Origin of the sequence: Vibrio sp., from assembly GCF_047973365.1 — a bacterium.
Classification (GTDB): domain Bacteria; phylum Pseudomonadota; class Gammaproteobacteria; order Enterobacterales; family Vibrionaceae; genus Vibrio.
The window spans coordinates 1-12,350 of record NZ_JBKEBW010000128.1 but is presented as its reverse complement, the minus strand read 5'-3'; the positions used below and the strand labels follow the sequence as shown (position 1 = coordinate 12,350).

Sequence of the window (12,350 nt, the reverse complement as noted above, 5' to 3'; positions counted from 1 at the left end):
AATCGTTTCTAAAAATGAACGGTTTCGAAACGTGGGTGTTCAGCAAATATCAGTTAATACTTTCGAAAAATGTTTCGCCCGCTGGAAAGTCGCCAGAAACATCAGTCAACGTGCCCGCTGGGTTGAACTTGACGATAAGGTTCTTCTGCTCTGAATCTTTATGACCTTCAGTATGATGATAGATGTAGTACCAAGTATCTGGATAACCATTTTCTATTAGCATTGGGGAACCGAGAACGAATCGTACTTGTTCTTTGCTCATACCAAACTTCAATTTATTTACGGCTTCTTGTTCAACATAGTTGCCTTGATTAATATCGATTCGATAAACCAATTTTTCTAGTAATGAGCAGCCAGACAAGGTTGTCACTGCTAGGGGAATGGCAATCAGCCATTTGGTAAACTGCATATTTAAACTTCTATAAACCGTAAAACAAAACTCGCAAGATAATAAACAAGCTCACAGCGAATGTAAAAACATCAAATTCACTATGAGCTAATTCAGACTGCGAATTTTGAATTTGGTTGCAAACAGCATGCAAAAAATCGCTACTTTTGTGGCTTGGCCAATGACTTTTATTGTTTAAGCAGCAATGAGCAGTTCTTTGGCATTAGCTAATGTTGACTCAGTGATCTGACTTCCACCGAGTAAACGAGCCAGTTCAGACACTCGTTGTTCGTTATCGAGCTTCATCATTTGTGTTTCGGTTTGCCCACCTTTGGTTTGTTTAGCAACAAACATTTGGTGATGACCACAACCGGCGACTTGAGGTAAGTGAGTAACACAAAGAACCTGAGTGGATTCGCCTAGCTTTCTTAGCATTTTACCCACGACAGCCGCAGTTGGGCCTGAAATACCCACGTCCACTTCATCAAAGATTAAACTTGGTGTATCTACTTTTTGCGCAGTGATCACCTGAATCGCAAGCGAGATACGTGACAACTCACCGCCTGATGCGACTTTGGCTATTGGTTGAAGCGGTTGACCTGCGTTGGTTGACACCAAAAAGGTCACGGAATCGATACCCAGTGGTGTAGGGTGATCCACTTGGCTATTAATATCAATTTTGAATTGGGCTTTTTCCATGCTTAATTCATGCATGCTTTGGCTAATCAGCTTATCCAGCTCTTTCGCATAACGAGTTCGTGATTTATTCAGCTTCTCCGCTTGAGTGAGAAAATCTTGATATTGTTTCGCAACATCAGTTTCAAGTTCAGCCAGTTTCTCATCGGAACTATCAAGCTGTTCAATCTGTTTTAAAAGCTCTTGATGATGTTGATACAGTTCTTCCGGCAGAACGTGGTGTTTACGAGACAGAGACATAATTTTTGAGTAGCGCTCTTCAACGTAAGCCATGCGTTCTGGATCGACATCAATATGATCGAGATAAGAACGAAGCTCGTTGTTTGCCTCTTCAAGCTGGATGATTGCTTCCGCAATCATATTGGGCAATGCAGCTAGAGCGCTGTCCATCTCTGCTAATTCAATTAAGGTATGGCTGGTAGATTGCAATAGACTTAGCGCATTAACTTCTTCGCCTTCATCGATCAGTGTGATAGCTTTTTGGCAGTTCAAAGCAAGATCACCGCTATTCGATAAGCGCTTATGTTCTTGCTCAATCTGGCTGTACTCTTCTTCACCAATTGAAAGTTCGTTTAGCTCCTTAATTTGGTATTCCAACAGTTGTAATTGAGCTTGGTTCTGCAGACGGTTTTCCTTCAACTGTTTTAGCTGATTATTCGCTTGGCGCCAGTTTTGATAGCTAACACGAGTACTTTCTAACAGATTGGAGTGATTGGCGTATTGATCCAACATTGCCAGTTGTTGTTCTGGTTTCATCAATTGTTGATGGGCATGTTGCCCATGAATATTGATCAGCAATTGACCGAGAGCTTTTAGTTGTGAACCTGGAACAGGGCTGCCGTTGATAAATGCGCGTGAGCGACCATCTTTTGTGATGGTTCTGCGCAAAATGCAATCTTTGCCATCTAAAAGGTCGTTATCTTCCAACCAACGTGTTGCATTAATATTGTTGTCTAAGATGAATGAGGCGCTGACTTCGGTTTTGTCCTCACCTTGTCGAACCATACTAGCTTCAGATCGCCCACCAAGACATAGGCTTAGGGCGTCAATAGCAATAGATTTACCAGCGCCTGTTTCACCAGTAATGGTTGTCATTCCTTGTGAAAGCTCAAGCTGCAATGATTTCACGATAGCAAAGTTGTTTACGCTTAAATGAGCCAGCATTTTTTATCACCTGTATAGTTAAACAATACTGTATTTTTGAACAGTATATACTGTTTCTTTATACAGTAAAGGTGTTGATTAAAAATTTTGCAACGTCGTCTCATGTTCTGCGTATGGTTTGGATGGTTTTCATTAGATTTTTGAATGAGTTATTGAGATTAATCGATTTTCAATTAACTACCTTTTTAGGTAAAAACATTAAACAATGTGATGCCTAACTTATTGCAATTTTGTTTATAAAGATTTAGCTCACAATTATTATTAGAATCAATTTACGAAAATGTTTTTTTATAAAATAATAATTGCATTAGTCAACTAGCTATAACTAACGATGGAATTAGATATGAAGATCAATCTAAAAAATCTAGAACAGTTATGGTCAAGCTCAGTAGCTTGGTATACACACGATTACAAAATTTCTATCCTTCCCGCTTATACGCATATCTAACTTCTTTTTGGTTGGAGTCTAAACTAGGTTTTTACTAAAAGTTATCTCCGATAACCATCAAAAAATCATCATCACAACGCTTACGGATCTGTTTATTTAAATGAACTTATTTGTGCTGCGTGTTAATTAAAAATGAATTTCAAAAAACACTAATATGGCTATTTTTTTTTGGCACATAACTTATCGTCCTGATTATTTAAAATAGCTTGTGAAAAAATACATAATATAAAGGTATTTCCATGCAAAACTTTAAACACTTACCAGAACCATTTCGTATTCGCGTTGTTGAGCCTGTAAAAACAACTACCCGTGAATATCGCGAAGAAGCAATTATAAAAGCGGGTATGAACCCATTTTTACTGGACAGTGAAGACGTATTCATTGATTTGTTAACAGACAGTGGTACGGGTTCTATCACTCAAAGAATGCAGGCTGCAATGCTTATGGGAGACGAAGCATACAGTGGTAGTCGTAGCTACTACGCATTAGCAGATGCAGTGAAAGATATTTTTGGCTATGAGTTAACTATTCCTACTCACCAAGGTCGCGGTGCCGAACAGATTTACATCCCAGTACTGATTAAAAAGCGTGAAAAAGAAAAAGGTCTTGATCGTACTAAGATGGTTGCTCTGTCTAACTATTTCTTTGATACCACTCAAGGGCATACTCAGGTGAACTGCTGTGTTGCAAAAAACGTATACACGGAAGAAGCATTCGACACTGCTGTTACAGCTGATTTTAAGGGCAACTTTGACTTAGCGAAACTAGAAGCTGCGATTGAAGAAGCGGGTCCTGCTAACGTTCCTTATATTGTAAGTACTATTACTTGTAACTCAGCGGGTGGTCAGCCAGTCTCCATCGGCAACCTAAAAGCGGTATATGAAATTGCTAAGCGATATGACATTCCTGTCATTATGGACTCTGCTCGTTTTGCTGAAAATGCATATTTCATCCAACAGCGTGAACCTGGCTATCAAGACTGGACAATCGAAGAGATCACTCGTGAGTCATACAAGTATGCGGATGGTTTAGCAATGTCCGCTAAAAAAGACGCTATGGTACAAATGGGTGGCCTGCTTTGTTTCAAAGATGAATCAATGATGGATGTATACACCGATTGTCGTACTCTCTGTGTGGTTCAAGAAGGTTTCCCAACTTACGGAGGCCTAGAAGGCGGCGCAATGGAGCGTCTTGCTGTTGGTCTATACGATGGTATGCGCCAAGAATGGCTAGAGTACCGTATTGGTCAAGTTCAGTACCTGGTCGATGGTCTGGAAGCCATTGGTGTTGTATGTCAGCAAGCTGGTGGTCACGCGGCATTTGTCGATGCAGGTAAACTGCTTCCACATATCCCTGCGGAACAATTTCCTGCACATGCGTTAGCTTGTGAACTGTACAAGGTCGCAGGTATCCGTGCAGTGGAAATTGGTTCTTTGCTGCTAGGTCGTGATCCTGCAACAGGTAAGCAACATAAGTGCCCAGCTGAACTGCTACGTTTAACTATTCCTCGTGCAACTTACACTCAAACTCACATGGATTTCGTTATCGAAGCATTTGAGAAAGTAAAAGAGAATGCACATAACGTTAAAGGCTTAGACTTTACTTACGAGCCACCAGTACTACGTCACTTTACTGCTCGTCTAAAAGAAATTTAATTCATATATAAATTAAATTTTAAATAATATGCGTACCTCTTGTTGAGGTACGCATAAATCAAAAATATATATTTAAGTTGTTATATAAAAAATAAAGCATATTTTATATGCCATCTTATCTTATTCAAATATAAATAATTTAAAAACTACATATTATCCAAAATTAAATTATAAATTTTTAACCAATTACGTGAGAAACACTTATGAAAAATAACCCCTCTATAATTGGCGGATCTTGTATTATTGCAAGTGTCTGTGTTGGTGCCGGAATGTTAGGTTTACCTAGTGCTGGTGCAGGTGCTTGGACTATCTGGTCTCTGGTTGCCATTGCATTCACTATGATTATGATGACGGTCTCTGGTTGGATGTTACTCGAAGCATTTAAACGTTACGATTTAAAAGTGTCATTTGATACTGTAACCAAAGATATGCTAGGTAGTAAAATTAACCATATTAATAATTTGGCCGTTTATTTTGTTGGTGGCATCTTATTATACGCTTATACGACTTCTGCTGGTTTAATTTTACAAGGCGTTTTAGATATCAATAACAAAATAGCTTCGATCTTATTCGTTGTTGTATTTTCAATTTTTGTTTGGCATTCCACTCGTGCTGTCGACCGAATTTCCGTTGTGCTCATTGCTTTCATGGGACTGAGCTTCGCGTTTGGTGTTTCAGGTCTAGCCGCTAACATTGATGTCTCTATCCTGTTCGACCGTATCAACGAAGAATCAAGCTACGCACCTTATGCAATGGCAATGCTTCCTGTCGCGCTAACCTCATTTGGTTACCACCACTCTGTTGCAAGTATGCGTTCATACTACGGATGTGAAAACCGTGCTAAGCAAGCCATCTTAGGCGGTACTGTGATTGCCTTAACTCTTTACTTCCTGTGGATGATTAGTATCTACGGTAATCTACCTCGTACTGAGTTTGGTCCAGTGATTGAGCAAGGTGGTAACGTTGAAGCACTATTAGCGGCTCTTGGCGGTGCAATTGATTCAGATAAAGTTTCCAACGCTATCAATGCATTCTCTATGGCCGCAATTCTTTCCTCTTTCATCGGTGTTGGTTTAGGTGTATTCGACTTCTTAGCTGACTTCTTCAAATTTGAAGACACTAAGCAAGGACGCACTAAAACTTGGTTGGTAACCTTCTTACCACCACTGGTGTTATCGCTACTGTTTCCATTTGGGTTTGTCATTGCTATCGGTTATGCAGGCGCGGCTGCGACGGTATGGGCTTGTCTGACCCCGGCATTTCTAGCTCGTAAGTCTCGCAGTATGGAAGGAGGACATGAGGGCTTTATGGCTCCTGGTGGCAACGCGATGATTGCTACTCTAATTGTCTTTGGGGTGTTGACCGCTGTATTCCACTTTATGTCGATGCTCAACCTGCTGCCAGTATTCACAGGTTAATCAAACCGATGTTTGGTTACTCGTTGTTGTGATATTTCATATTAAAACATGAGCTTAAAAGCATGGCAGGATGTCAGATAATGATTTCTTGTCATGCTTTTTATGTTTATGTCTACCTACCTCAAGTTGATTTCGATGATAGCGATGTGAACATTGATGGAGAACGTAGTATCTATTCTCTGAGCTTAAGCTATCATGCAACTCCAAGTAGTTTGGGTATAACCGTTATCTACGCATTCTAATCGCGGTACTAAGTAAGGTGTAACAACAATGCAAGGCGTTCTTTCAATACAATCTCACGTTTCTTTTGGTCACGCTGGTAATAGCAGTGCGGTGTTCCCGATGCAGAGAATGGGATTAGAGGTTTGGCCAATTCATACGGTGCAATTTTCTAATCACACTCAATATCCGCAAGGATGGACAGGCAGTGTTTTTTCGGCTAACGATATCAGCACTGTAATAAAGGGACTGAGTAATATTGGCGCACTAGAGCAATGCCGAGCGGTTGTTACAGGTTATCAAGGTAGTGCTGAGCAATGTCTTGCGGTAGCCGATGCGGTTACGCAAACTAAACTTGTTAATCCGGATGCACTTTATATCTGCGACCCTGTTATGGGGTCGCCAGAAAAAGGGTGTATTGTTGCATCAGGTGTTGCGGAGCACTTATTGACTCGTTTGATGCCGATGGCCGACGTTATTGTGCCTAACCAGTTTGAGCTTGGTCAGTTTGTGGGCATGGATATCAATAGTTTGTCGGATGCCATTGTTGCTTGCCAAAAAGCGTTAACCATGGGGCCTAAGATCGTGTTGGTTAAGCATCTGCATAGTGTTTCGGGAGACAAGTTCTCCATGATGTTAGCAGTTGAAGGCAAATGTTATTTGGCACAGCGTCCACAGCTTGATTTTGAGCGACCTTTAGTGGGTGCCGGAGATCTCATCTCTTCCATTTTCACCGCTGGTTTATTAAAAGGTTGGCACCCTACTACAGCGTTTAAACACTGTAATGAAGCCGTGTACGGTATTGTAAAACGTACCAAGCAGTTAGGTGAATGGGAGCTGCAAATCATAGATGCTCAAGATGAGTTGATTAAACCAACGGAATCTTTTGATCTTATTGAATGTGAATAATCACTTTCATATCCCAAAAATAATAAAGACGCTCAATTGAGCGTCTTTATTATTTTTGAATTCGGCTTGGCATATTATGCCATTGAGATAAGACTTAACAGTCCAATAACTGCAAACGATACAGCAATTGAAGGCGTTAACAGTTTACCTAGCTTAAGATTATTTTCACCTTTGAAAATGGATAATAGTGCTGAGTTCATTTTTTCACCGTTAAAAGTTGTTTGCCTTTTGTCTCGAGGACAGTGTCAATTTTACTTTTTTTGTGACCTTAGTCAAATGGCTAATCAACATTTTTTTAGTGAACTAAAAAATAGTTTAGAACAATTTACTCGACCAACCGAGCTTACTTCTCAGTACGCTGTAGTAACTGTAATCTTTAGGGTGAATTAGTTTGAGCACATTTGGGCTCTGGTAAATGATCACTTCATCTCCTGGCGATACAGGCAAAGATATTTGTCCATCGCAACTGACTTCTTGAGTTCCTCGGTTATCAGGGGAAACCACTAGTTTAATTCGACGTTTGCCATCGACCACCAGCGGGCGACATGACAGGGTATGCGGGAACATGGGTACCAGTGTAATTGCATTGAGGCTAGGCGAGACAATGGGACCTCCGCCAGAGAGAGAATACGCGGTTGAGCCTGTCGGCGTAGAAATGATCAATCCATCTGATCGTTGAGAGAAAGCAAAATTGTCGTCAATGTATACCTCGAATTCGATCATGTGAGCGATTTTTCCCGGGTGCAATACCGCTTCATTGAGTGCTGCGTTATGGCTCTTGACTTGTCCGTGACGATGAACTTCAGCTTCCAATAAGAAGCGTTCTTCTTGCATATAGTCACCTTCCAACACAGCTTGTAAGCGAGATTGGAAATCTTCGGGGTTCAAGTCAGTGAGAAAGCCTAAGTTGCCACGATTAACACCGATAACAGAGATATCAAAGCGAGACAGAACTCGAGCTGCGCCAAGCATATTGCCGTCACCACCAACAACAACCGCCAAGTCTGCCTTTTTGCCAAGTTCGATTAAACTTGAAAAGTGTTGTTGAGGAATATCGGTTAAGATTTCTTTGAGCCTATCGTCAATAAATACGGAATAACCCAGAATTGTTAACCATTGATACAATTCTTTGTGTGTCTGAATGGCTTGTTGATCTCTAGGCTTGCCAATGATGGCGATGACTTCAAATGGTTTTTTCATAAGTTTCCAACCGAATTAGGCTTGAATCAAAATTCTTCATCCCCATAATAAGGGCAAGTTACGCTTTTATGCGAATTTTTGTGTCAAGAACGTAAAAGAGAATTCAGTTCCTTAGCGGTTATTCATCACGACCCGATAACGGAAGGAATGCAGGAGATATCATGAGCAACCAAGAAAACAAAGTTAAAGATGAAGAGCTGAAGCCAGAAGCGGTTGAAGTTGAAGCTGAAGCTATCGGCACTGATGCTGATATCGATTGGAACCAAGAAGCGCAAGAAGGTGACGTGCTTGATGAGCAAGAAGCAAAAATTGCTCAACTAGAAGCAGCGCTACTGGCTAGCGAACAACGCTTGAAAGAGCAGCAAGATAGCGTACTACGTGCTAAAGCGGAAGTAGAGAACATGCGCCGTCGCTCTGAACAAGAGGTGGATAAAGCTCGTAAGTTTGCTTTGAACCGTTTTGCTGAAGAGTTGCTACCGGTTATCGACAATCTAGAACGTGCGATTCAAGCTGCTGATCTAGAAAATGAAGCGATTAAACCTGTAGTAGAAGGCGTTGAGCTAACTCACAGAACCTTTATTGGTGTTGTTGAGAAGTTCGGTCTGAAAGAAATCAACCCTGAAGGTGAAGCGTTCAACCCTGAATTCCATCAGGCGATGTCTATTCAAGAAAGCTCAGATCACGAATCAAACACAGTGATGTTCGTGATGCAAAAAGGTTATGAGCTAAACGGTCGTGTGGTTCGTCCTGCGATGGTGATGGTTGCTAAGTAATCTTAAAACGCAGAAATAAACGGGAGGCTTGGACCTCCCGTTTATTTTTGGCCTCGAGCTTTATCTGACCGCAACAAATTTTGTGCGAAAAAGCCGATAATTTTTATTTTTTTTCATTTTTCCCCTTGAAATGCTTTTTGACGCCCTTATCTATTGGGCATACAAGAAGCAAACATAAATGTTTAGCTTGTGGCCCGTGAAGGGCATAACAAATGAACAAAGAATATATTTCGGAGATAGCCTGATGGGTAGAATCATTGGTATTGACTTAGGTACGACTAACTCATGTGTCGCTGTACTAGACGGCGATAAACCTCGCGTAATTGAAAACGCAGAGGGCGAACGTACCACCCCTTCTATTATTGCCTATACAGACGGCGAAACATTGGTCGGCCAACCTGCAAAACGTCAAGCTGTAACGAACCCAGAAAATACGCTATTTGCTATTAAGCGTCTTATCGGTCGTCGTTTCGAAGACGAAGAAGTTCAGCGCGATATCGAAATCATGCCATACAAAATTGTTAAGGCGGATAACGGTGACGCATGGGTTGAAGCGAAAGGCCAAAAAATGGCTGCACCTCAAGTTTCAGCAGAAGTTCTGAAGAAAATGAAGAAAACTGCAGAAGACTTCCTGGGTGAAGAAGTCACTGGCGCTGTAATCACAGTTCCTGCTTACTTTAACGATGCGCAACGTCAAGCAACGAAAGATGCTGGTCGTATCGCAGGTCTTGAAGTTAAACGTATCATTAACGAACCAACTGCCGCTGCTCTAGCTTATGGTTTGGATAAGAAAGGCGGCGACCGCGTTATCGCTGTATACGACCTTGGTGGTGGTACATTCGATATTTCAATCATCGAAATCGATGAAGTTGAAGGCGAGAAAACATTCGAAGTTCTTTCTACTAACGGTGACACTCACCTTGGTGGTGAAGACTTTGACAACCGTCTAATCACTTACTTGGCTGACGAGTTCAAGAAAGAGCAAGGCATCAACCTGAAGAGCGATCCGCTTGCAATGCAACGTCTAAAAGAAGCGGCAGAAAAAGCGAAAATCGAATTGTCTTCAGCGCAATCAACGGATGTCAACCTACCATACATCACAGCGGATGCGACTGGTCCTAAGCACATGAACATCAAGATTTCTCGTGCGAAACTAGAAAACCTAGTTGAAGACCTAGTTCAACGTTCACTAGATCCACTAAAAGTTGCTCTAGCGGATGCTGACCTATCTGTAGGCGACATCACAGATGTTATTCTGGTTGGTGGTCAAACTCGTATGCCTATGGTGCAGAAGAAAGTTTCTGAGTTCTTCGGTAAAGAGCCACGTAAAGACGTGAACCCTGATGAAGCTGTAGCGGTTGGTGCTGCTGTTCAAGGTGGTGTACTGGCTGGTGACGTTAAAGACGTACTTCTTCTGGACGTAACTCCACTGTCTCTAGGTATCGAGACTATGGGTGGCGTTATGACTAAGCTAATCGAGAAAAACACCACGATTCCTACTAAAGCGAACCAAGTGTTCTCAACGGCTGAAGACAACCAAAATGCAGTAACTATCCACGTACTACAAGGTGAACGTAAGCAAGCGTCTTACAACAAGTCTCTAGGTCAGTTCAACCTAGAAGGCATTCAACCTGCACCTCGTGGTATGCCGCAAATCGAAGTAATCTTCGACTTGGATGCGGATGGTATTCTGCACGTATCTGCGAAAGATAAACAAACAGGTAAAGAGCAAAAGATCACTATCCAGGCTTCTGGCGGTTTGAGCGACGCAGAAATCGAGAAAATGGTGCAAGAAGCAGAAGCTAACAAAGAAGCGGATAAAAAGTTCGAAGAGCTAGCAACTGCGCGTAACCAGGCTGATCAAATGATTCACGCAACACAAAAACAAGTTGCTGAAGCAGGTGAAGCTCTTCCAGCAGAAGACAAAGAGAAAATCGAAGCCGCTGTAGCAGCACTAGAAACTGCGAAGAAAGGCGATGATAAAGCTGAAATCGACGCAAAAGTTCAAGCTCTGATGGAAGCATCTCAAAAGCTGATGGAAATTGCCCAGCAGCAAGCTCAAGCCCAACAAGGTGCTGGTGCTGAACAACAAGCAGCTTCTCAGGATGACGATGTTGTTGACGCTGAATTTGAAGAAGTGAAAGACGACAAGAAATAATTTGTTGTAAGCAGATGACTGGTTACATGACAAGTCATCTGTGTTCATCCTTCTGTTTACTTGCGGGCGTCAGAGTTTCTCTCTCGCCCGCATGTTTGTAGATGTAGAGTCTATCCAGATAATACTATTTGCTTGTCAACTCATTGCATCAACAATATTGATTGCTAAGTGAAACTTAAGATTGTTGTCAGTAATATTATCTAGGTTGATTGATAAAAGACGGAGAAGCAAGCCGCTTCTCACTGAAAGAAATTGGTAGTTTGAAACATGTCAAAACGTGATTTTTACGAAGTATTAGGCGTTAGCCGTGATGCCTCAGAGCGCGATATTAAAAAGGCGTACAAACGCCTAGCAATGAAATTCCACCCTGACCGCAATCCGGGTGATGCGACTGCTGCGGATAAGTTTAAAGAAGTAAAAGAAGCGTACGAAATTCTGACCGATGATCAGAAAAAAGCCGCTTATGATCAATATGGTCATGCCGCCTTCGAACAAGGCGGCATGGGCGGTGGCGGCTTTGGTGGCGGCGGTGCTGATTTTGGCGATATCTTCGGTGATGTATTTGGTGACATCTTCGGTGGTGCTCGTCGTGGCGGTGGCGGTCCCCGCGCGCAGCGTGGCGCAGATCTACGTTACAACATGGAACTGACTCTAGAAGAAGCGGTTCGCGGCTGTAGCAAAGAAATCGAAGTACCAACACTGGTTCACTGTGAGGTTTGTGATGGCTCTGGTGCAAAGAAAGGCACTTCAGCTCAAACCTGTCCTACCTGTCATGGGCATGGTCAAGTACAGATGCGTCAAGGGTTCTTCGCGGTACAGCAAACCTGTCCTACCTGTAATGGTAAAGGTAAAATTATTAAAGAGCCTTGTGATGCGTGTCATGGGCAAGGTCGTAAACAGAAAACCAAAACCCTTAATGTTAAGATTCCCGCTGGTGTGGATACCGGTGATCGTATTCGTTTAGCTGGTGAAGGTGAAGCGGGAGAAATGGGTGCGCCAGCTGGTGACTTGTACGTACAGGTACACGTAAAAGAGCACCATATTTTTGAACGTGATGGCAACAACCTGTACTGTGAAGTGCCTGTAAGCTTTGCTATGGCAGCCCTTGGCGGTGAAGTTGAAGTCCCAACCCTTGATGGTCGTGTCAACCTTAAAGTGCCAGAAGAGACGCAAACAGGCCGTATGTTCCGTATGCGTGGTAAAGGCGTGAAGAGTGTACGTGGTGGCGCAATGGGTGACTTACTCGTGAAGCTGGTGGTAGAAACACCGGTAAAACTCAGCTCTCGTCAAAAAGAACTGTTACGTGAACTGGAAGACTCTTT

The 12,350-nt window shown here is 42.2% G+C and carries 11 protein-coding genes; 7 read left to right on the top strand and 4 right to left on the bottom strand.

Annotated elements, in window-relative coordinates; all coding sequences use genetic code 11:
* Window positions 1-49 precede the first annotated feature (49 nt).
* Together bamE and recN are read right to left on the bottom strand one after the other, a co-directional pair.
* Entirely contained in the window at window positions 50-409 is a 360-nt protein-coding gene (gene bamE / locus ACK5MF_RS15825; protein ID WP_416923538.1) for an outer membrane protein assembly factor BamE, read from the bottom strand.
* Window positions 410-583: 174 nt separating this feature from the next.
* On the bottom strand, window positions 584-2,248 hold the full coding sequence (gene recN, locus ACK5MF_RS15820; protein WP_416923537.1) for a DNA repair protein RecN: 1,665 nt from the start codon (window positions 2,246-2,248) through the stop codon (window positions 584-586).
* Window positions 2,249-2,935: 687 nt separating this feature from the next.
* On the opposite strand from recN, the gene tnaA reads away from it, so the two are divergent.
* The 4 genes from tnaA to pdxY all read left to right on the top strand — a co-directional run bounded on the left by tnaA (window position 2,936) and on the right by pdxY (window position 6,897).
* Window positions 2,936-4,351 (top strand): tryptophanase, encoded by a 1,416-nt coding sequence (gene tnaA / locus ACK5MF_RS15815; protein ID WP_416923536.1) that lies wholly within the window; start codon window positions 2,936-2,938, stop codon window positions 4,349-4,351.
* Window positions 4,352-4,554: 203 nt separating this feature from the next.
* Window positions 4,555-5,769 carry an aromatic amino acid transporter gene (locus ACK5MF_RS15810; protein ID WP_416923535.1) on the top strand — a complete coding sequence of 405 codons (1,215 nt, stop codon included), beginning with the start codon at window positions 4,555-4,557 and terminating at the stop codon, window positions 5,767-5,769.
* 80 nt (window positions 5,770-5,849) lie between these two features.
* Window positions 5,850-6,011, top strand: a complete 162-nt coding sequence (locus ACK5MF_RS15805) for a hypothetical protein (RefSeq protein WP_416923534.1) — start codon at window positions 5,850-5,852, stop codon at window positions 6,009-6,011.
* 28 nt (window positions 6,012-6,039) lie between these two features.
* Window positions 6,040-6,897: a pyridoxal kinase PdxY gene (pdxY, locus tag ACK5MF_RS15800; protein ID WP_416923533.1), complete on the top strand. Its 858-nt coding sequence runs from the start codon at window positions 6,040-6,042 to the stop codon at window positions 6,895-6,897.
* A gap of 74 nt (window positions 6,898-6,971) precedes the next feature.
* Here pdxY and ACK5MF_RS15795 read toward each other — a convergent pair whose 3' ends face one another.
* Window positions 6,972-7,097, bottom strand: coding sequence for a hypothetical protein (locus tag ACK5MF_RS15795; RefSeq protein ID WP_416923532.1), 126 nt, complete (start codon window positions 7,095-7,097; stop codon window positions 6,972-6,974).
* 115 nt (window positions 7,098-7,212) lie between these two features.
* Window positions 7,213-8,097 (bottom strand): NAD(+) kinase, encoded by an 885-nt coding sequence (gene nadK / locus ACK5MF_RS15790; protein ID WP_416923531.1) that lies wholly within the window; start codon window positions 8,095-8,097, stop codon window positions 7,213-7,215.
* 161 nt (window positions 8,098-8,258) lie between these two features.
* On the opposite strand from nadK, the gene grpE reads away from it, so the two are divergent.
* The 3 genes from grpE to dnaJ form a co-directional block, all read left to right on the top strand.
* Window positions 8,259-8,870, top strand: a complete 612-nt coding sequence (gene grpE / locus ACK5MF_RS15785) for a nucleotide exchange factor GrpE (RefSeq protein WP_416923530.1) — start codon at window positions 8,259-8,261, stop codon at window positions 8,868-8,870.
* Window positions 8,871-9,114: 244 nt separating this feature from the next.
* Window positions 9,115-11,028, top strand: coding sequence for a molecular chaperone DnaK (gene dnaK / locus ACK5MF_RS15780; RefSeq protein WP_416923529.1), 1,914 nt, complete (start codon window positions 9,115-9,117; stop codon window positions 11,026-11,028).
* Between the two features lie 267 nt (window positions 11,029-11,295).
* Window positions 11,296-12,350: molecular chaperone DnaJ (gene dnaJ, locus ACK5MF_RS15775; RefSeq protein WP_416923528.1), on the top strand; the 1,055-nt coding region annotated here is incomplete at its 3' end.